Consider the following 18,669-nt stretch of genomic DNA (forward strand, 5'->3'; position numbering starts at 1 on the left):
TCAACGCAGGTTCACCAGGGTCTGCAGCACCGAATCCTGGGTCTTGATGGTCTGCGCATTCGCCTGGTAGACGCGCTGCGCCGTGATCATGTTGACCAGCTCGGCCGTCAGGTCGACGTTCGAGCTTTCCACCGCCGACTGCTGCAGCACGCCGAAGCTGCCCGAGTTCGGGGTGCCGATCAGCGGCACGCCCGAGCTCGCCGATTCTGCCCAGGCATTGTTACCCAGCGGCTCGAGACCGTTCGGGTTGGTGAAGTTGGCGAGGATCACTTGGCCGAGCGGCTTGGTCTGGCCATTGCTGTACTGGCCGAGGATGGTGCCGTCGGTGCCGGTGGTGAAGCGCTGCAGGTTGCCGGCCGCGTAGCCGTCCTGGGTCAGCTTCTTCTCGCTGGTGGCGGTGCCGTACTGGGTGGTGCCGTCGTAGTCGATGGTGATCGGCATGGTCGGCTCGGAACCGGTCGACGGGAACACCGGCAGGGTGATGGCCAGCTTGCCGGCGTCGGTCGTGGTCACCTTGTTCATGCCGCCGTTGGTGTCGAACACCAGCTTGCCGACCGGCTTGGACGGCACGCTGATCACCTTGGCCATCGCGGCGTCGATTTCCGATGCGGTGGCGCCTGGCACCAGGGCGGCGTTGGTGGCCGCGGTGGTGATCTCGGTCTGGTTGGCTGCGGTGGCGCCGGCAGTGCCGGCCGCGGCCGAAACGGCCGCCGATGCGGCGGTGGCGTAGGCATTCAGCGCGGCGGTGATGGTGGCGGGCACCGGCGGCACGGCCTTGGTCGCGGCTTCCCAGGCGGCGCGCGCGGTCTGCACGCCGGCGTTGCCGGTGGCGGCGGCGGCCACCGCCAGGTTGGTCACTTCGGTGCCGTCGTTGGCGGCGTAGACGTCCCAGCTGCCCGGGCCGGTCTTCACGTAATAGGTCGACAGCACGTGCGGATTGCCCAGCGTGTCGTACACGCTCATCGGGGTCTGCTTGTTGTAGGTGGTGGGATCGTCCGCATCGAAGGGCGTGTTGACCGGCTCGGTGCTGCGCGAATCCAGGTTCAGTTCCATCTTGACCTTGGTGGTCGTCACCGGGGCCAGGTCGGAGGTGTCGATCTGCAGCGGAGTCGGCGCGCCTGCGACCAGCACGCCGTTGGCGTTCAGGCCATAGCCGGTGAGCTTGGCGCCCTGGGCATTGATCAGGAAGCCGTTCTTGTCGAGCTGGAACTGGCCGTTGCGGCTGTACTGCACCATGCCCGAGGCTTCGGTACGGAAGAAGCCGGCGCCGTTGATGGCGATGTCGAGCGGGTTGTTCGAGGCTTCGACGTTACCTTGCGTGAACTGCTGGGCGATGCCGGCCACCTTCACGCCGATACCGGCCGAGATGCCGCCGGCGCCGTTGAGCGAGCTGGCGTAGACGTCGGCGAACTGGGTGGTCGAACCCTTGAAGCCGACCGTGCTGGCGTTGGCGATGTTGTTGCCGATGACGTCGAGGGATTTGGCTGCGCCGTTCAAGCCGCTAAGACCTTGTTGGAAAGACATGGTGTACTCCTAATGTAGAGAAAGAAGTAAGCGGCTCGGCTTACAGGACTTGTTTGATATCGGCAAGGGTGACGGCGCCCTTGACCGGCAGGTTCAGCTTGACGCCGTCCTTGCCGTTCGTGGTGACGCTGGCCACGCTGTCGAAGGACAGGGCGCGGGCATCCTTGACTTCTTCACCGCCGCGCATGGCGACGACTTTATAGGTGTAGTTGCCATCAGGCAGCTGGACCGGCTTGCCGTTCGCATCCAGCTTGGTCGGGTCGGGAATGCCGTCCCAGGCGATCGGCACCACGCCGGCTTCCTGGGCGCCCAGGTCGATGGTGGCGACTTCCTTGCCGGTGGTGGTGCTGGTGATGACCACCTGCAGCTTGTCGACTGCCTTGTCCAGTTCCGCACCGAGGATGGCCTTGCCTTCGTAGAGGCCGAGCTTGTTGCCCTCGACCAGCACGCCGTGGCCGATCAGGTTGGTGGCCTGCAGCGCTTCGGTCGACTGGTAGCTGCTTTTCAGGGTTTCCAGGGTGGCGTTCAGCTTGTTGACGCCGGTGACGGTCGAGAGCTGGGCCAGCTGGCTGGTGACCTGGGCGTTGTCGAGCGGGTTCAGCGGATCCTGGTTCTTCAGCTGGGTGACGAGCAGGGTCATGAACTTGTCGGTGTCGGCCTGGACGCTGTCGACTTCGGCTTTCTTGCCGTTCATGGCCGACATCACGTCACTGATGTTGTTGGCGCTGGAGTTGGTGTTTACGGTAGTCATATCAGGGTGTTCTCAGGAATCAGGAGCCCAGGGTCAGGGTCTTGAGCAGCATGGTCTTGGCCGCGTTCATGGTTTCGACGTTGGTCTGGTAGGAACGCGAGGCCGACATCATGTTGACCATCTCGTCGACCACGTTCACGTTCGGCATCGACACATAGCCCTTCTCGTCGGCCAGCGGGTGCTTGGGGTCGTAGACCTGCTTCAGGGGCGACGGGTCCTCGACCACTTCGCGTACCCGCACCGCGGTGGCGCCGGACTGCTGGGGCACGGCTTCGAACACGACGGCCTTGGCGCGGTAGGCTTCGCCGGTCGGGCTGGTGGCGCTGTCGGCGTTGGCGAGGTTGCTGGCGGTGGTGTTCAGGCGCTGGGCCTGGGCGCTCATGGCCGAACCGGAAACGTTGAAGATATTAAAGAGGGACATGGCTGCTTATCTCTTATTGACCCTGGATGGCCGCGAGCAGGCCCTTGATCTGGTGGTTGATCATCGTGATGCCGGCTTCGTAGCGCAGGCCGTTGTCGGCGAACTGGTTGCGTTCCACATCCATGTCGACCGTGTTGCCGTCGACGCTGCCCTGCACCACGCCGCGATAGAGCACCGGGGTGCCATTGGCCAGCATGTCGCCGGTCGGCGCGCCGCGGCCCATGTGGCCATTGTTCGTGGTGGACAGCGGGCCCGCACTGCCCTTGCTTGCCAGGGCGTTCTGCAGCGCGCTGTTGAAATCGATGTCGCGCGCCTTGTAGTTCGGCGTGTCGGCATTGGCGATGTTCGACGCCAGCAATTCCTGGCGCTGGGCGCGCAGGGACAGGGCCGTTTCGTGGAAACCTAGGTACTGGTCGATCTTGCCGATCATGCCGCCTCCTGGATGGATGCTTGTTGGGACAGGACCGATGATACGCAGGGGCAACAAACTGCAATCGGACGAGAAGGACGGGCAAAACCCGGCTATTCGAAGTTTCGTGGTGGAATCGCACTGCCTAAAATGGCAGCATCTACCCTTTCCCATCGGGGAATCATGAAACGCTTTGCCCTGTTTGTATTCACCGCCCTCGCCGCGGCGCCTTTCGCTTCCGCGCAACAGACTGCCGCGCGCCAGAACCTGCCGGCCCTGCGCACCGTGGTCGAGCAATACCTGCAGACCCAGACCGCCGGCCTGCCCGGCCAGGTGACGGTCAAGGTCGGCAACGTCGACCCGCGCACCAGCCTGGCGGCCTGCCCGGCGCCGGAAGCTTTCCAGCAGCCGGGCGCGCGGGCGTGGGGAAAAACAACGGTCGGCGTCCGCTGCACCGCGCCCAGCCCGTGGACGGTGTATATTCAGGCCACCGTGAACGTGGTCGCCGACTACGTGGCCGCCGCGGTGCCGCTGGCCCAGGGCCAGCCGGTCGACGCCAGCCAGCTCGTCGTGATGAAGGGCGATATCGCCGCCATGCCGAACGGCATCATCACCGACATGGCCCAGGCCATCGGCCGTACGCCGACGGCGTCGCTCCCGGCCGGTACGCCGCTGCGACTCGATACCCTGAAATCCAAGCCGGTGGTGCAGCAGGGCCAGGCGGTGCGCCTGGTTTCGAAAGGCTCGAACTTCTCGGTGTCGGCGGAAGCGAAGGCGATCAACAATGCGGGCGAAGGCCAGGTGGCGCAGGCGCGCACCCAGTCCGGCGTTGTCGTGAGCGGCACGGCGCGTTCCGGGGGCATCATCGAGATCGCCATCTAAGCTCAGTAAATATATTTTTAGAAACGCCTTTTCTGCTCTAAAGTTTGTGAAATCCGCGCCGATACACGATGCAGATACCGGAGTTTCCGGCTCCGAACAGAGAAGGATGATGCTGTGAAAATCAACGATACCGTCAAGGGCAACCCGGGCCTCCAGCCCGCCAACACCCCAGCCAACAACACGCGCGCCGCGGACAAGGCCGCCACCACGACTGCGACCACCCAGGCGCAGACCGATAGCGTGCGCCTGTCCTCGCAGGGCCAGGCGATGGCGAATGCCGTGGGCAGCAACAACCAGGTGTTCGACACCAAGAAAGTCGAGCGCATCAAAATGGCCATCGCCGATGGCCAGTTCCAGGTCAACTCCGAGAAAGTCGCCGACGGCCTGCTCGACACCGTGCGCGACTTGCTCCATTCCCGCAAGCGATAACCTTTCATGCCTACCAGCCCAATCTCGACCGTCCCTCAGGAACAGCAACACGTCAGCGCGCTCATCGAGCTGATGAAACAGGAACAGACGCTGCTGGTCGCAGCGGACGCCGACGGGCTGGCGGAACTCACTCCACGCAAGAATTCCCTGCTGCAGGAACTGGCCGCGCTGTCGAACCAGCGCCACGCCGCCCTGCTGGCGGCCGGCTGCGAAGGATCGGAAGCGGGCATGGAACCGTGGCTGGCGGTCGGCGGCAATACCGAGGCCCGTTCCCAATGGGAAGTTCTGCTCGAACTGGCCCGCCAGGCCAAGGAACTCAACCGCGTCAACGGCATGCTGATCAACAAGCAGCTGGCGCACAACCAGGGCGTGCTCAACGCCCTGCGCATGCCGGCCGGCCTTGAGGCCGGCGGCGTGTATGGATCCAGCGGGCAGACGCTCGGCAGCGGTCCCTCGAAACGCTACGTCATCGGCTAGGAAACGGCTTCACGCCTGGTCATCGGCCTGGCCACCCAGACGCTTTCCACCTGAACCGGCTTCGGCGGCCGGGCGCGCATGGGCGCCGACGCTGCCGACCAGCCGCCCGCTCTCCTTTTCCCCGACGGCCCACCAGCCGGCGCCATGGATGAGCCACAGACCTGCGTGCGAACAGAAGATGCGCCATGCGGCCTGGCGGTCGGCCGGACCGATGTGGGCCGAGCTGACGGGGTCGGCGCAGTGCGCCGCGAATGCGTCGAAGTCCTCCCGCCGGTATTCGCGAAGGTTGAGCCGTTCCGTGCGAAGGAGTGGCACGGAGGCGATGAACGCGTTAGTCATGTGCTGTGCCCGTCGAGTTGTTTGTAATAAAAAGTCGTGCCACACAATTCCCCGTTCGGCAGCAGCGCATAGCCCGGGACCACGCCGACGCGCTGCCAGCCCAGGCGCTCGTAGAGCCGCTCGGCCGCCGCGCTCGCCGTGTCGAGCACCAGCACCCATCGTTCCTGTTCGCGCGCGGCCTGTTCCAGCGCCAGCATCAGCTGCTGCCCCACGCCGCGATTGCGCGCGCGGCGGTGCACCAGCAGCTTGGCGACGTCGGCGCGGTGCGGCTGGTTGTCGGGTAGGCCGGTGATCAATTGCACGGTGCCGATCACGCCCTCCTCGTCCTCGGCCACCAGCAGGGTGCGCCCGCCCTGCGCGACGCCGTCCGCCACCTTGTCCCAGAAATCCAGGGCGGTACTGCGCGCCATCGGCAGCATGAAGCTGACCGAGGCGCCGCCTTCGACGCAGTCGAGCAGCACGTCGGCCAGTTGCTCCTTCAGCGCGGCCGCTTTCCCGGCGTCGAGCCGGCGCACGGTGATGTCGGTGTTCATGCGTCCTCCTTGCGCGATGCCTTGTGGGGCTGGGTGACGAGGGCGACGAGATAGCGCACCGGCCTGTCGCCAGGATTGTGGAAGCTGACCGGCTGGTGCAGCTTCATGGCGAGGCAGTCGCCGGCGCCGAGCTGCCAGGGCGTGTCGCCCAGCGTCAGCGCGAGCTGGCCCTCGATGATCCAGATCTGCTGGTACACGTCGGTGTTGCGGGCCGCCGTTTCATAGGCGATGCGCTGGCCGGCGGGAAAGCTCACCTCGACCATCTGGATCGGCGACCAGGTCAAGGGCGACAGATTGCGGCGCACATAGCCGGACACCGGGTCGGTCCACACCGGCTGGGAGTCGCACCGCGAGACGGGCGATGGCGCGTCCGTCGGCTTGTCGAACAGCGAGGCCAGCGTGACGCCGAGGGCGGCGCTGAGCCGGTCCAGCACGGTGGCAGTGGCGCTGCTTTCGCCGCGTTCGATCGAGGAAATGTTGGAGCGGCTGACGCCGCTGCGTTCGGCCAGGGCCGCCAGGGTCAGGCCCTGGGCCTCGCGCAATTCGCGGAGGCGGCTGGCGATGAGCTGGTTGATGTCCATGCAATCCAGTATATAGGAAAACAAATTCCTGTATACCGGATTTATGGGCAGCTTGCCTCGGCGTCGCCCGGTTCGCAGAGGGGTGCGGCCTGCTTGCCTTCTTCCTGTTCCGCGCGGCTGTAGGATGCGCAGAGGAGCAGCGCGACGAAGGCGGCGGCGAACAGCCTGTGCATGGACTTCATGGTGGATCCTTGTGTTCTCGACAGGGGCCGAGTGTAAGGCGCCATTCCTCTTCAGGAGAGCCCCATGCGTGGTGTAATCGTCCTGCCCTACAATATGTGCATACCGGTCCCGAGGAGCCAGCCATGCTTAAAGGAAGTTGCCTCTGCGCTGAGGTCGCCTACACCGTTGCCGGTCCGGTCGAGAGCGCCAGCCACTGCTTCTGCACCATGTGCCAGAAACAGCATGGGGCCGGCGCCGGCACCTACGCCAACGTCGCCCGCGCGGACTTGCACATCGAGCGCGGCGAGGACAACATCACCGAGTTCGCGTCCTCGGAACAGGGGCGGCGCGCCTTCTGCCGGCGCTGCGGCTCGACCCTGTTCTGGCGCAGCGAGGAAACGCCGGACCGCATCGCCGTGACCCTCGGCACCCTGGACACCCCCTTCACCGATCCGGTCCGGATCGAACTGCATACCGATACGCGGCCATCCTGGCTGCCACACTGCCCCGCCGCCTGAGCTATCGCGCCACATTCACAATCGGCCAGACCAAAATTTCTTAATGGTCCGACCAAATCACATGCATTCGTGCTAAGCTTTCAGCACCACTGCCGAGTCCGGCAGCTGGGCTGAAAGCTGCTTCTCCCCACGACAAGCAAGTCCACACGCCGGATGCCGGGCCAGCGATGGCCCCAGCCCGGCGCGCCGGCACTCGCCTGTTCCATCACTCGCTTGAACAGGACCAAGAAATGAAAACTACAATCATATTGGAGACACTGGTATTGGCGGCGGCACTCACGGCAAGCCAGGCAGGCGCCGCGCCGATTTCCCTGCAAGGCAGCACCATCACCGGCACCTACAACGGTTCGCCCGCGGGCATGCTGGGCCTGGACCACGGCTTCGCCGCAGAGCCGGGCAGCAACACCACGGCCATCGATCCCAGCGACCTGGGCGGCGTCGAATTCCTCACCGGCGACTATCTGTTCGGCTTCGATTTCAGCACCACCGGCCAGCTGACCGTGATGCTCAACGAGCTGGCCGTGGCGTCCGGCGACTACCGCCTGGTCTTCGATTTCGGACCGACCCTCGGCCAGAAGATCGGCAGCTTCACCCTGCTGGACACGAGCGGCATCGGCGCCCTGCCTGCCCTGTCGGTGTTGAACGACCACGCCATCGCCCTCGACCTCTCCAACGTCACCTGGAACGGCGCGTACGGCACCTTCTCCGCGCAGATCGGCACGGCGCAGGTGCCCGAGCCGGGCGGCATCGCCCTGCTCCTTGCCGGCACGACCGGGCTGGCCCTCGCGCGCCGCCGCAAGGCGCGCGCACAAGCCTGACACCCCTTCCATCCTGTTCCAGGAGACTCCCATGAAACATGCACGTTTCAAGGCATCGCTATGCGCCGCCTTCCTGCTCGCGGGCCTGTGCGGCGGTTCCGCGCTGGCGGCGACCGACCCGGCGCGGCAAAGCGCCCCGCTCGACGGCTGGGCCGGCCAGGCCGGCGGCACGGTCGGCGGCTCGACCGCCGCCGGCAACCACATCTACACCGTCACCAAGCGTTCGGAACTGCTCGCCGCGCTGGCCAATGGCGGCGACAACCCGAAGATCATCAAGCTGGTCGGCACCATCGACATGAGCGAAGGCCAGCCCTACGCCTCCACGGCCGACCAGGCCGCGCGCGGCGCCATCCGCCTGAAGAGCAATACGACGCTGATCGGCGCCGACGCGAACGCCGGCATCGTCAACGGCACCGTGCTGGTGACGAACGTGTCCCAGGTCATCATCCGCAACCTCAAGATCGTCAATCCCTGCGACGTCGAACCGGTATGGGACCCGACGGACGGCTCCACCGGCAACTGGAACTCGGCCTATGACGCCATCGGCGTCTCCAGCTCCCACCACGTCTGGGTCGACCACGTGACCTTCACCGACGTGCCGATGACCGACAACTTCCTGCCGGTCGAGAACGGCCACAAGAAGCAGTGCCACGACGGTTCGCTCGACATCACCAATGCATCGGACTACGTGACGGTGTCGTACAACGTCTTCGGCCAGCACGACAAGACCTCGCTGGTCGGCGGAAGCGACTCGGCCACGGCCGACGAAGGCAAGCTGCGCGTCACCTTCAGCAACAACGTCTACCGCGACGTGGTCCAGCGCGCCCCGCGCGTACGCTTCGGCCAGGTGCACCTGTTTAACAACTACTACGTCGGCAGCAAGTCGGCCTCCCCGTACGCGCACAGCTACAGCGTCGGCGCGGGCAAGAACGCCAGGATCCTCTCGAACAACAATGTGTTCGAGATCGCCGGCGCCCAGGGCTGCGACAGGGTCGTCAGCAATATGAGCAGCGCGAACCCGGGCTACTTCAAGGACAGCGGCTCCCTGCTGAACGGCGCGGCCCTTGGCGCCTGCTCCGTGTCGAATGCGGTAGGCTGGACCGTGCCCTACGCCTTCACGCCGCGCCCGGCGGCGCTGGTGAAAGCCAATGCCCTGGCCCAGTCCGGCGTCGGCAAGATCGCCACGACGATCAGCGGCACCGGCAAGGTCACGTTTGATGAGAATCCCACCCTCGCCTGCCCCGCCACCGGCCTGTACTTCTGCGACGACTTCCAGGACGGCACGAGCGGCAAGTGGAACCTGCTGCCCGTCGGCGGACCGAACGGCCGCTTCAGCGTGATTGCGGAAAGCGCGGGCGGCACCAACAAGGTGCTCCAGTACGCGGCCGCGAGCACGGGCGGCGTGCTGGCCCTGGTCAAGCCGGAGGCCTTCGGCGGCGTGCCCTCGGCCGACTACTACGTCGAGGCGCGCATCCGCCCGATGACCAACGGCACCACCGGCAACAAGCTGCTCTACCTCGTCACCCGCTACGTCGATCCCGCCAACTGGTACGGCGCCGGCCTGAACGTCCAGAACAGCACCACCAGCACCCAGGTGGAAATCGCGAAAATGCTGAACAACTCGCTGAGCCGACCGCGCCAGGTGCGCACGCCGATTGCGATGGATGCGCAGTTCTATACGGTGCGCTTCGAGATGATCGGCAGCACGCTGACGGTCTACCTCGACGGCAGGAATATGGGCTCGGTGACGGATGCGGCATTCGCCGCGCGCGGGCTGATCGGCCTGTACACGGCCAACAAATCCTTCATGATCGACGACGTGCGCGTGGGCGACCCGCGCCAGAAGCCGGTGCAGCTGAACGTCGACCCGGCCAACCTCACCTGGTCCGCTGAAGTCGGCGACGCACCCTACCAGGTATCGGTGACGGCGATCGCCAGCGACAACCAGCCGGACAGCTTCAGCGTCGAGTCGAGCAACCCGGCCGTCGTCGCCGTGAGCACCAGCGGCAATACCGTGCTGCTGCGCGCGGTCGGCGCGGGCCACGCCAACGTCGTGTTCCGCAGCGGTTCCGAACCCTCGCTCACCCGCGCGATCGCCGCCACCATCGCGCCGCAGTTCGTGCAGCCGACCCAGGTGTATGCGATGGAGGGCGCCAGCTTCCCGGCGCCGCTGGAGGCCAGCGTGCACGTCGACACCACCTTGACACTGGTCTTCGACAAGCCGCCGACCCTCGGGACCAGCGGCAGCATCCGCATCTTCCGCAAGGCGGACGATGCCCTCGTCGACGTGATCCGCCTGAGCGGCGAAACCGATACGCTGGGCTATGAGGGACAGCTGCTCGTCCGCAAGGTCAACACGACGCCGATCAGGATCGTCGGCAACACGGTGACGATCAAGCCGCACAGTAACAAGCTGGCCTACGGCACCGAGTACTATGTGGCGATCGCCGACGGCGTCTTCACCAACACCAGCCTGGGCGGCACGCCTTTCGTGGGCCTGGGCCGCGCCGCCGGCTGGACGTTCGCTACGCGCGACAGTCTCCCGCTTGGCAACAGCGTGACCGTGGACGACGACGGCGACGCCGACTTCCGCACCGTGCAGGGCGCCCTGAACTATGCGATGGGGCGCTTCTCGAAGCTGGATCCCGTTACGATCACGGTCAGGAACGGCAGCTACGAAGAGCTGCTGTACCTGAACGGCAAGGACAATGTGACGATCAAGGGCGAAAGCCGTGCGGGCGTGATGATCTCGGCCCTGAATCACGAGACCATGAACCCGGGCACGGGCAGCAGCCAGTCGAGCACGGCATCCGGCACGCCTTCCGGCGGCCGTTCGGTGATGCTGGTGGAGGCCTCCGACATGCTGGTGCTCGACACCCTCAGCCTGAAGAACAGCACCATCCGCTCGAGCAGCATCTCGGGCCAGGCCGAGACCCTCTACTTCAACAGCGAAGGCCGCCTGATCGCGAAGAACGCCAGCTTCCACAGCGAGCAGGACACCCTCAACCTGAAGGGCTGGTCCTGGTTCTACCGCACGCTCGTGGAAGGCAACGTCGACTTCATCTGGGGCAGCAGCCGCGCCGCCCTGTTCGAGGAAAGCGAAATCCGCTCGGTGGGCGACAGCGCCAACGCGAGCAGCGGCGGCTACGTGCTGCAGGCACGGGTGCCCACCGCCGGCGACATCGGCTACGTCTTCCTCAACAGCATGCTCACCCACGGCCCCGGCCCGGGCCCGCTGCGCGGCGACGTGCCGACTGGCGCCACCTACCTGGCGCGCAGCCCCGGCGGCACCGCCACCTGGGACAACATCGCCTTCATCCACTGCAAGATGGACACGCACATCGCGCCGGTCGGCTGGGCCGGCCTGGGCGTAAACGGCCAGCCGGCGCCGAACCCGACGGTCGCCCGTGCGGACGCTGGGTGGCGCGAGTACGGCAGCCTGGACATGGCGGGCAATCCGCTCAATCTCGGCGCGCGGGTCGGCGGCTTCATCCTGAGCGAGAGCGACGTGGCAAGCCGCTTCGCTTCGCGCGAGAAGGTGTTCGCGGCCTACGGCAACGGCGCGGGCTGGAATCCGCAGCCGTGATGTGAGCGGGACGCCACCGGCTGTGTTGCTTCGCAGGCCGGTGGCGCGCATTTTCGGGCAAGATCGACAATCCAGCAGTCGTCAAATACGTCAGTTGTGCTATGGTTAAGCTCTAACTACTGACCATGCCATGCTTGCCGACCTGTTCTCCTCCACTGCGCCAAGCATCTGCGCGACCCGATCGTTTCGAACACGCGCGCCATGCTGAGCGCCCCTGACGCCCCGGCATCCGGCGCCACTGCCGCCGAGCTGCTCTTTGCCGTCAAGGCCGGCCGGCTCGGCATCTGGAGTCTCGACCTCGCAAGCGGTGAACTGAGCACGTCGGAAATGTGCCGGCTTAATTTCGGCCGCGATCCGGGTTTGCCATTCAGCTACGCCGATCTGCGCGCCGCAATCTTTCCTGACGACAGAGTCCGAATGGCCGAGGCGGTCGAGCTGAGCATTGCCTCCGGCGCGGACTACGATATCGAATACCGGATCGTGACGCCCGCCGGCGAGATGCGCTGGGTTGCCATTCGTGGGCAGCCGCTGTATGGGGACGACGGCAAGCCGTGCCAGATGACGGGCGTGTCGCTGGACATCACGGACAAGAAGCGGACCGAAGAAAAACTGGTGGAAAGCGAGTCCCGCTATCGCACCTTGTTCGACTCGATCGACGACGGCTTTTGCATCGTCGAGTTCGTGGACGGGCCGCATGGTCCGCTCTCGGATTACGTTCACCTGGAGGCGAACCAGGCTTACATTCGCCATTCCGGCATTCCCGATATCGTCGGCAAGACAGGACGGGAGAAACTGACCCAAGGCGAAGCGGATACCTGGGTGGAGCTCTTCCGTCAGGTACTGGAAACTGGCGAGGCGATACGTTTCGAGCGCTGGCTGGAAGCGACCGACAGGTTTCTCGAAGTCGCCTGCACCCGCGTCGAACCTGCGAGCAAGCGCCAGCTGGCGATCCTGTTCCAGGACGTCAGTGCCCGCAAACGGGCGGAACGCGCACTGCAGACCCTCAATGCAACCCTGGAAAAGCAGGTCGCCGAGCGCACCGCGGAACGCGACCGCATGTGGGACACCTCGCCCGCCCTCATGCTCGTGCTCGACTTCGAGGGCTATTTCAGGCGCGTCAATCCGGCATGGACGACGGTGCTCGGCTACGCTCCCGAGGAACTCGTCGGCCAGCACGTCAACAGCTTCGTCGTACCGGAAGACCACGCCGCCTCGATCGCGGCCTATGAGAAAGCCGCATCGGGTGGCCGGCCGACGCTCGAGAACCGCTACCTGCACAAGGACGGTTCGGTACGCTGGATCTCCTGGGTCGCGGCGCCCGCGGGCGACATGACCTACGCCACCGGCCGCGACATCACCGCCGAAAAGGAACGCCAGACCGAGCAGAGCGCACGGGTGACCGACCGGGAACGGCACTGGAACCTCTCGCAGGACATGCTCGCCCTGGCAAACTACGAAGGCACCATGTCGGAAGTCAGCCCGGCATGGACCCAGGTGCTCGGCTGGAGCGAGCACGAGCTGCTCACCCGGCCCTATGCGAGCTTCATGCATCCCGACGACATGCCGGGCACGCTCGAGGCGATCCTTCATATGGCGCAGACGCATCAGCCGGCCCGCTTCGAAAACCGGATCGCGACGCGGGAGGGAGGCTGGAAGCATATCGAGTGGACGGTCACGCCGGAACCCGACGGCGTGAACTTCGTCGCCGCCGGCCGCGACCTGAGCCTGAACAAGGCAAGGGAGCTCGAGCTCAAGCAGGCACAGGACGCCCTGCGCCAGTCGCAAAAAATGGAAGCGGTCGGCCAGCTGACCGGCGGCCTGGCGCACGATTTCAACAACCTGCTGGGATCCATCAGCGGCGCCCTGCAGGTCTTGAAGATGAAGTTGCGCCGTGGGGAATATGGCGAGCTCGAGCGCTACCTCGACCTGGGCGAATCGTCGGTCCGGCGCGCCGCATCCCTGACGCAGCGGCTATTGGCGTTCTCTCGCCGGCAGACACTCGACCCGAAACCGACCGATCTCAACCGTCTCATCGACGGCATGGAAGCGCTCGTCCGCCAATCCATCGGGCCCATGATCGACCTCGAAGTGGTCAAGGCGGATGACCTTGTTCCGACCAAGGTCGATCCATCGCAGCTCGAGAATGCCGTGCTGAACCTGTGCATCAACGCGCGCGACGCGATGCTGCCCGCGGGGGGGAAACTGAAGCTCATCACCGGCAATGCGTCGATCGATGCCGCGGCAGCGGCTGGAAGCGGCATGCGGCCTGGGGAATACATCTCCTTGTGTGTCGTCGATACCGGCACGGGCATGCCACCCGAAGTGATCGCGCGTATCTTCGATCCCTTCTTCACGACGAAACCCCTGGGTGAAGGCACGGGCCTGGGCCTGTCGATGGTATACGGCTTCGTGCGCCAGTCGGATGGCCATGTCAGCGTACGTTCGGAAGTGGGCGCCGGCACCAGCATGTGCCTGTATCTGCCCCGTTATACGGGCGTCGTGCAGGACGAGACGCCGGCCGAGGCGCTGATTGTCGAGTCCGGCGGAGGCGAGACGGTGCTGCTGATCGAAGACGAACACGCACTGCGCGATATCGTCAGCGAGGTCCTGACCGATGCCGGCTATCGCGTGTTCACCGCCCAGGACGGCCCTTCCGGCCTGCTGATCCTGAACTCGGACACGCGCGTGGATCTCCTCGTCACCGATGTCGGCCTGCCGGGCGGGCTCAATGGCCGCCAGGTCGCCGATGCCGCGCGGGTACAGCGTCCGGAACTGAAGGTGCTGTTCATCACGGGCTATGCCGATACCGCCGCCGTCGGCAACGGCCGCCTGGCCCAGGGCATGGAAGTCATGACCAAGCCATTCGACATCGGCGCCCTGGCCAGCAAGGTGCGCTCAATGATCAGATGACCCGATGCGACGTCGGGCCAGGAAGATGCTGACTGCCAAACCTTGTCGGCGCACCGGCCTCGCAGCTGTCGAGCAGCGCATAAAGTCGACAAACGGTCACATTTCCAGTGCACAATGCCTTATTCACACGGCATATGCATGATCATGACTACCGCTTTCCCCCACCAGACCCCGCTCGACACCTCCCCCGACGTCTATCGCACGCTGCTGGAGTCGACCAAGGCGATTCCCTGGCGTATCGACTGGGCGACCATGCGCTTCACCTACATCGGCCCGCAGATCGAAGCGCTGCTGGGCTGGAGCCCGTCCAGCTGGATGACCGTGAACGACTGGGCCGAGCGCATGCATCCGGAAGACCGCCAGAAGACGGTCGATTTCTGCGTCTCGCAGTCGCAGCAGGGTGTGGACCACGAGGCGGACTACCGCGCCCTGACACGCGATGGCGACTACGTCTGGATCCGCGACGTCGTGCACGTGGTGCGCCGGGCGGACGGCAGCGTCGAGTCGCTGATCGGCTTCATGTTCGACATCACCGCGCGCAAGCAGGCGGAAGACAAGATCCTGCAGCTGCAGCGCGAACTGGAAGTGCTGTCCTACCGGGACAGCCTGACCGGCGTGGCCAACCGCCGCATGTTCGATACCCTGTATCCGGTCGAGTGGGCCAAGGCGCGGGCCACCGGCGAGCCCCTGTCGCTGGTCGTGGTCGACATCGACTACTTCAAGCAGTACAACGACCACTACGGACATGTCCAGGGGGATGAATGCCTGCGGCGCGTCGCGCAGGTACTCGATGCCGGCGCCTCGCGCTCGCGCGACCTGTGCGCGCGCTTCGGCGGCGAGGAATTCGTCCTGCTGCTTCCGGCCACCGATGCGGAGGCGGCGCGCGGCGTGGCCGAACGCTGCCGCAAGCTGCTGGGCAACGAGGCGCTTCCGCATGCCAGGTCCGGGGTCGGCCGCGAAGTCACGGTCAGCATGGGCGCCGGCACCATCGTGCCTGGCTCGGACGACGATCCGGGTGTCTTCCTGGCGCGCGTCGACCACCGCCTCTACCAGGCGAAATCCGCAGGCCGCGACCGCCTCTGCGACGTCGAGCCCTGAACGCGACAACGTCGCGGTCTGGCATCCGGATACGGCCTCGACGCCAGCGATCCTGGCATGCGTCCAAGGCTGAGCGGGTGTCTGGATGCCAGACCTGCCCTCCAGGGTTGTCGCTTGGGCGGAGCCACGCGCCGTGACAGTCGGTGAATTTTCGTCTTCTCAAGCCTGCTATGCTGAGTGCACGATGGCCTGTCAGGCAAAGGTACGCGGGCTCCCCGCAAAGAAAGAACGGCGATGATTTTCCCACGGCACAACGTTTGATGGATAAAATCAGAGCGGCCGACGCGGCCCCTCGACCGGCCTGTCGTCCCTGCCAAGCGATAAACCACGATGACGCTGACCGCCAAACCCTATCTGCGCTCCATCTCCATCGATCCGAACGCGGACCTGGACCTGGAAACCTACCCGTTTACGATCCCCGCGATCAGGGAGATGGGCGTGCTGGACATGCATCCCGACGTGACCTTCCTTGTTGGAGAAAATGGCGCCGGGAAGTCGACCGTGCTCGAAGCCATTGCCGTCGCCCTTGGACTACCGGCGGAGGGCGGACCGCGCAGCGTTCACCGCGCTCAGCAGGAAGTCTCTTCCTTGCAGGAGCACCTCCGGCTGATAAAAGGTTTTCGCCAGTCAAAACACGCTTACTTTCTGCGCGCCGAAAGCATGTTCAATGTGTTCAGCTATATGGATGAGGTGGACGGAAGCGCCAGGAACGGTGCGGGACTTCATCGCCGTTCGCACGGCGAGGCATTCATCGAGCTATTGCTCAACTTCCAGAAAGGCGGCCTCTACCTGCTCGACGAGCCCGAGGCGGCGCTGTCGCCGAACCGCCAGCTGGCGGCGCTGAGCATGATCGACCAGCTGGTCCAGCAGGATGCCCAGTTCATCATCGCGACCCATTCGCCGATATTGCTATCGTATCCGAAAGCGACGATCTACTGCTTCGACGATTCCGGCATCGCCAAGGTGGCTTATGAAGACACCGAACACTACGCGACGACCCGGGACTTCCTCAACAACTATCCGCGCCGGCTGTCGCAGTTATTGAGCGACGAATAAGGCCGGCGCCAACAAGCGACTGGAGGGCACATGTCCCTGAACCCGCAGCAGTCCTACGTCTACCTCGCCGAAGACGGCAGTTCGCAGTGCTTTTCGGCGGACACCTTCTGGCAGCCCGCCAATATGGAACAGGCCGGCGACGGCTGGCTGATCAGCGAATTCGCGTTCACCGAGGACTGGCCGACCTGGGAAATGCACCCCGAAGGCGACGAATTCGTCTACCTGCTGTCGGGCGCCGTCGAACTGCACCTGGAGCAAGGCGATGGGATACAGGCCATCGCCTTGCGCGGCAGCGGCGCCGTGGTGGTGCCGCGCGGCGTCTGGCATACCGCCAAGGTGCGCGAGCCGAGCCGCATGCTGCACGTCACGCGCGGCGCGGGCACCCAGAACCGGCCGGCGTAAGGCGGGGCCTCAGCGGGCTTTCGCCACCCGCCACACGGTGTTCGCCAGGTCGTCCGCGACGATCAGCGCACCGCGTGGATCGACCGTCACGCCCACCGGCCGCCCACGGGTCTTGCCCTCGCCGTCGCGGAAGCCGCTGACGAAATCGACCGGCTCGCCGGCGGGCTTACCGTTCCTGAAGGGCACGAAGATGACCTTGTAGCCCGACGGCGGATTGCGGTTCCAGCTGCCATGCTCGCCCACGAACACGCCGTCCGCGAACGCGTCCCCCATCACCGGCTGGGAAAACGCCAGGCCGAGGGCGGCCACGTGCGGGCCCAGGCTGTAGTCCGGCTTGATGGCGGAGGCCACCTTCTTCGGGTCAGGCGGCTGCACGCGCGTATCGACGTTCTGTCCCCAGTAACTGTAGGGCCAACCGTAGAAACCGCCTTCGCGCACCGAGGTCAGGTAGTCGGGCACCAGGTCCGGCCCGATCTCGTCGCGCTCGTTGACGACCGCCCACAGCTGCCCGGTGCCGGGCTGGATCGCCAGCGCGGTCGGATTGCGGATGCCGGTCGCATACGGTTTGTAGGCGCCCGTATTCACGTCGATCTGCCACACCATGGCGCGGTCGCGTTCCGCCTCCATGCCGCGCTCGGTGATATTGCTGTTCGAGCCGATGCCCACGTAGGCGAAGCGCCCATCGGCGCTGATGGTCAGCGCCTTGGTCCAGTGGTGGTTGATCTCCGAAGGCAGCTTGGCGACGCTGGCGGGCGCGCCGGCGGCCTTGGTCTGGCCTTCCTGGTAGTCGAAGCTGACCAGCTCGTCCTGGTTGGCGACGTAGATCTTGTTGTTGGCAAAGGCCAGGCCGTAGGGCGCGTTCAGGTTTTCCGCGAATACGGTGTTGAGTTCGTACTTGCCGTCGCCGTCGGCGTCGCGCAGCAGGGTCAGGCGGTTGCCGCCCTTGACCTTGGTATTGCCCTTTGCCTTGATATAGCCGGCGATGACGTCCTTGGGTTTCAGCTTCGCGGCGCTGCCGCCGCGGCCTTCCGCCACCAGGATGTCGCCGTTCGGCAGCACCAGGGTCTGGCGCGGGATCTTCAGGTCGGTCGCGATCGCGGTGACGGTGAAGCCTTGCGGCACGGTGGGCTTCTGGTCGCCCCACGGGGTCGGCTCGGCGATCTTCATGTCGGGCAGCAGGCCGCGCTCCGGCGCCGGCAATGTCGGGTTCGGGCCGCGCGCCAGGGTCTTGCTGCCTTCGTTGCTGCAGGCGCTCAGCAGCAGCGCCATGCCCAGCAGGGCGAGCGGTTTCAGTTGCGTATTCAACGTCCTCATTTTGCACCTCCCGACCACGTCGTCAAGCCGATCCAGGTCGCGATCAGCGCCAGCACGGTGACGATCACCGACAGGACCAGGCCGGCAGGCATGACGGCCCAGGCATCCTTCGCATGCTGGAAGGCGTTGATGAGACCCAGCACGAAGGTCAGCAGGAGCAGGACCACGTAGAGCACGGGGCGGCCGGCCTTGCGCGGCGCGCGGATCAGGTTCACCAGGGCGCACAGCAGCGCCAGTCCGCAAAAGAGCTCGGCGCCGGCGATGAGCCAGGACGCGAAGTTGCTCCACTGGATCTGGTGGGTCTGGTAGTAGGCGATATCGCTCAGCAGAGCGCCGAGGAACAGGGGAACGGTTCCTGCCAGCAAAATCGTGTGAAGTGGTCCCGGCGGGCTCAGATAGGCCGGGTTGGCTGTGACGGTCGACGACATCGGCTTGTCCTTGATTGAGAATTAACTTAAT

Annotated in this window: 20 protein-coding genes; 10 read left to right on the forward strand and 10 right to left on the reverse strand. The window is 65.3% G+C overall.

Annotated features, from left to right (window positions below):
• Genes ACQ7JA_RS21035 through flgB form a run of 4 tightly spaced genes read right to left on the reverse strand, consistent with a single transcriptional unit; the run spans position 1 to position 3,126 of the window.
• A complete protein-coding gene (locus ACQ7JA_RS21035) occupies positions 1–1,524 on the reverse strand; it encodes a flagellar hook protein FlgE (protein ID WP_430901351.1) in 1,524 nt (507 codons plus the stop codon).
• Between the two features lie 40 nt (positions 1,525–1,564).
• A complete protein-coding gene (locus ACQ7JA_RS21040; protein ID WP_430901353.1) occupies positions 1,565–2,275 on the reverse strand; it encodes a flagellar hook assembly protein FlgD in 711 nt (236 codons plus the stop codon).
• A gap of 19 nt (positions 2,276–2,294) precedes the next feature.
• Positions 2,295–2,696 carry a flagellar basal body rod protein FlgC gene (flgC, locus tag ACQ7JA_RS21045; RefSeq protein ID WP_258826168.1) on the reverse strand — a complete coding sequence of 134 codons (402 nt, stop codon included), beginning with the start codon at positions 2,694–2,696 and terminating at the stop codon, positions 2,295–2,297.
• Positions 2,697–2,709: 13 nt separating this feature from the next.
• Positions 2,710–3,126, reverse strand: coding sequence for a flagellar basal body rod protein FlgB (gene flgB / locus ACQ7JA_RS21050; RefSeq protein WP_430901355.1), 417 nt, complete (start codon positions 3,124–3,126; stop codon positions 2,710–2,712).
• A gap of 162 nt (positions 3,127–3,288) precedes the next feature.
• Between flgB and flgA the strand changes: the two genes are divergently transcribed.
• From flgA to ACQ7JA_RS21065, 3 genes are all read left to right on the forward strand, one after another.
• The gene (gene flgA, locus ACQ7JA_RS21055) at positions 3,289–3,987 is read left to right on the forward strand and encodes a flagellar basal body P-ring formation chaperone FlgA (protein WP_430901357.1); all 699 of its coding nucleotides are present in this window, start codon (positions 3,289–3,291) and stop codon (positions 3,985–3,987) included.
• Between the two features lie 114 nt (positions 3,988–4,101).
• Positions 4,102–4,416 carry a flagellar biosynthesis anti-sigma factor FlgM gene (gene flgM / locus ACQ7JA_RS21060; protein ID WP_430901359.1) on the forward strand — a complete coding sequence of 105 codons (315 nt, stop codon included), beginning with the start codon at positions 4,102–4,104 and terminating at the stop codon, positions 4,414–4,416.
• 6 nt (positions 4,417–4,422) lie between these two features.
• Positions 4,423–4,893: a flagella synthesis protein FlgN gene (locus ACQ7JA_RS21065; RefSeq protein WP_430901361.1), complete on the forward strand. Its 471-nt coding sequence runs from the start codon at positions 4,423–4,425 to the stop codon at positions 4,891–4,893.
• 9 nt (positions 4,894–4,902) lie between these two features.
• Here the strand turns inward: ACQ7JA_RS21065 and ACQ7JA_RS21070 are convergent, their stop codons facing one another.
• The 4 genes from ACQ7JA_RS21070 to ACQ7JA_RS21085 are packed head-to-tail and all read right to left on the reverse strand — an operon-like array spanning position 4,903 to position 6,528.
• Positions 4,903–5,232: a GNAT family N-acetyltransferase gene (locus ACQ7JA_RS21070; RefSeq protein WP_430901363.1), complete on the reverse strand. Its 330-nt coding sequence runs from the start codon at positions 5,230–5,232 to the stop codon at positions 4,903–4,905.
• Positions 5,229–5,765, reverse strand: a complete 537-nt coding sequence (locus ACQ7JA_RS21075; protein WP_430901365.1) for a GNAT family N-acetyltransferase — start codon at positions 5,763–5,765, stop codon at positions 5,229–5,231. The genes ACQ7JA_RS21070 and ACQ7JA_RS21075 overlap by 4 nt, the downstream gene beginning before the upstream one ends.
• Positions 5,762–6,346 (reverse strand): helix-turn-helix domain-containing protein, encoded by a 585-nt coding sequence (locus ACQ7JA_RS21080; protein ID WP_430901367.1) that lies wholly within the window; start codon positions 6,344–6,346, stop codon positions 5,762–5,764. The genes ACQ7JA_RS21075 and ACQ7JA_RS21080 overlap by 4 nt, the downstream gene beginning before the upstream one ends.
• Before the next feature lie 41 nt (positions 6,347–6,387).
• Positions 6,388–6,528 (reverse strand): hypothetical protein, encoded by a 141-nt coding sequence (locus ACQ7JA_RS21085; protein ID WP_430901369.1) that lies wholly within the window; start codon positions 6,526–6,528, stop codon positions 6,388–6,390.
• A 123-nt stretch (positions 6,529–6,651) separates the two neighbouring features.
• Here ACQ7JA_RS21085 and ACQ7JA_RS21090 point away from each other — a divergent pair, with 123 nt between their 5' ends.
• From ACQ7JA_RS21090 to ACQ7JA_RS21120, 7 genes are all read left to right on the forward strand, one after another.
• Positions 6,652–7,026 carry a GFA family protein gene (locus ACQ7JA_RS21090; RefSeq protein WP_430901371.1) on the forward strand — a complete coding sequence of 125 codons (375 nt, stop codon included), beginning with the start codon at positions 6,652–6,654 and terminating at the stop codon, positions 7,024–7,026.
• A 230-nt stretch (positions 7,027–7,256) separates the two neighbouring features.
• Complete coding sequence (locus ACQ7JA_RS21095; RefSeq protein ID WP_430901373.1) at positions 7,257–7,844, forward strand: PEP-CTERM sorting domain-containing protein; 588 nt, start codon at positions 7,257–7,259, stop codon at positions 7,842–7,844.
• Positions 7,845–7,875: 31 nt separating this feature from the next.
• Positions 7,876–11,430, forward strand: a complete 3,555-nt coding sequence (locus tag ACQ7JA_RS21100) for a pectinesterase family protein (RefSeq protein ID WP_430901375.1) — start codon at positions 7,876–7,878, stop codon at positions 11,428–11,430.
• Positions 11,431–11,631: 201 nt separating this feature from the next.
• Complete coding sequence (locus ACQ7JA_RS21105; protein ID WP_430901377.1) at positions 11,632–14,340, forward strand: PAS domain S-box protein; 2,709 nt, start codon at positions 11,632–11,634, stop codon at positions 14,338–14,340.
• Positions 14,341–14,484: 144 nt separating this feature from the next.
• On the forward strand, positions 14,485–15,438 hold the full coding sequence (locus ACQ7JA_RS21110) for a sensor domain-containing diguanylate cyclase (protein WP_430901379.1): 954 nt from the start codon (positions 14,485–14,487) through the stop codon (positions 15,436–15,438).
• A gap of 330 nt (positions 15,439–15,768) precedes the next feature.
• On the forward strand, positions 15,769–16,494 hold the full coding sequence (locus ACQ7JA_RS21115; protein WP_430901381.1) for an AAA family ATPase: 726 nt from the start codon (positions 15,769–15,771) through the stop codon (positions 16,492–16,494).
• A 30-nt stretch (positions 16,495–16,524) separates the two neighbouring features.
• Complete coding sequence (locus ACQ7JA_RS21120) at positions 16,525–16,896, forward strand: cupin domain-containing protein (RefSeq protein ID WP_430901383.1); 372 nt, start codon at positions 16,525–16,527, stop codon at positions 16,894–16,896.
• 9 nt (positions 16,897–16,905) lie between these two features.
• Here the strand turns inward: ACQ7JA_RS21120 and ACQ7JA_RS21125 are convergent, their stop codons facing one another.
• Complete coding sequence (locus tag ACQ7JA_RS21125; RefSeq protein ID WP_430901603.1) at positions 16,906–18,165, reverse strand: PQQ-dependent sugar dehydrogenase; 1,260 nt, start codon at positions 18,163–18,165, stop codon at positions 16,906–16,908.
• A gap of 41 nt (positions 18,166–18,206) precedes the next feature.
• A complete protein-coding gene (locus tag ACQ7JA_RS21130) occupies positions 18,207–18,638 on the reverse strand; it encodes a DUF2231 domain-containing protein (RefSeq protein ID WP_430901385.1) in 432 nt (143 codons plus the stop codon).
• Positions 18,639–18,669: the final 31 nt, after the last annotated feature.

This window comes from Massilia sp. BKSP1R2A-1 (assembly GCF_050586525.1).
Taxonomy (GTDB): domain Bacteria; phylum Pseudomonadota; class Gammaproteobacteria; order Burkholderiales; family Burkholderiaceae_D; genus Telluria.

Bases quoted from the DNA above. Each gene is read 5' to 3' on its own strand.
- ACQ7JA_RS21035 (WP_430901351.1), bottom strand. From the start codon at position 1,524: ATGTCTTTCCAACAAGGTCTTAGCGGCTTGAACGGCGCAGCCAAATCC.
- ACQ7JA_RS21040 (WP_430901353.1), bottom strand. From the start codon at position 2,275: ATGACTACCGTAAACACCAACTCCAGCGCCAACAACATCAGTGACGTG.
- flgC (WP_258826168.1), bottom strand. From the start codon at position 2,696: ATGTCCCTCTTTAATATCTTCAACGTTTCCGGTTCGGCCATGAGCGCC.
- flgB (WP_430901355.1), bottom strand. From the start codon at position 3,126: ATGATCGGCAAGATCGACCAGTACCTAGGTTTCCACGAAACGGCCCTG.
- flgA (WP_430901357.1), top strand. From the start codon at position 3,289: ATGAAACGCTTTGCCCTGTTTGTATTCACCGCCCTCGCCGCGGCGCCT.
- ACQ7JA_RS21065 (WP_430901361.1), top strand. From the start codon at position 4,423: ATGCCTACCAGCCCAATCTCGACCGTCCCTCAGGAACAGCAACACGTC.
- ACQ7JA_RS21070 (WP_430901363.1), bottom strand. From the start codon at position 5,232: ATGACTAACGCGTTCATCGCCTCCGTGCCACTCCTTCGCACGGAACGG.
- ACQ7JA_RS21075 (WP_430901365.1), bottom strand. From the start codon at position 5,765: ATGAACACCGACATCACCGTGCGCCGGCTCGACGCCGGGAAAGCGGCC.
- ACQ7JA_RS21080 (WP_430901367.1), bottom strand. From the start codon at position 6,346: ATGGACATCAACCAGCTCATCGCCAGCCGCCTCCGCGAATTGCGCGAG.
- ACQ7JA_RS21085 (WP_430901369.1), bottom strand. From the start codon at position 6,528: ATGAAGTCCATGCACAGGCTGTTCGCCGCCGCCTTCGTCGCGCTGCTC.
- ACQ7JA_RS21090 (WP_430901371.1), top strand. From the start codon at position 6,652: ATGCTTAAAGGAAGTTGCCTCTGCGCTGAGGTCGCCTACACCGTTGCC.
- ACQ7JA_RS21095 (WP_430901373.1), top strand. From the start codon at position 7,257: ATGAAAACTACAATCATATTGGAGACACTGGTATTGGCGGCGGCACTC.
- ACQ7JA_RS21100 (WP_430901375.1), top strand. From the start codon at position 7,876: ATGAAACATGCACGTTTCAAGGCATCGCTATGCGCCGCCTTCCTGCTC.
- ACQ7JA_RS21105 (WP_430901377.1), top strand. From the start codon at position 11,632: ATGCTGAGCGCCCCTGACGCCCCGGCATCCGGCGCCACTGCCGCCGAG.
- ACQ7JA_RS21110 (WP_430901379.1), top strand. From the start codon at position 14,485: ATGACTACCGCTTTCCCCCACCAGACCCCGCTCGACACCTCCCCCGAC.
- ACQ7JA_RS21115 (WP_430901381.1), top strand. From the start codon at position 15,769: ATGACGCTGACCGCCAAACCCTATCTGCGCTCCATCTCCATCGATCCG.
- ACQ7JA_RS21120 (WP_430901383.1), top strand. From the start codon at position 16,525: ATGTCCCTGAACCCGCAGCAGTCCTACGTCTACCTCGCCGAAGACGGC.
- ACQ7JA_RS21125 (WP_430901603.1), bottom strand. From the start codon at position 18,165: ATGGCGCTGCTGCTGAGCGCCTGCAGCAACGAAGGCAGCAAGACCCTG.
- ACQ7JA_RS21130 (WP_430901385.1), bottom strand. From the start codon at position 18,638: ATGTCGTCGACCGTCACAGCCAACCCGGCCTATCTGAGCCCGCCGGGA.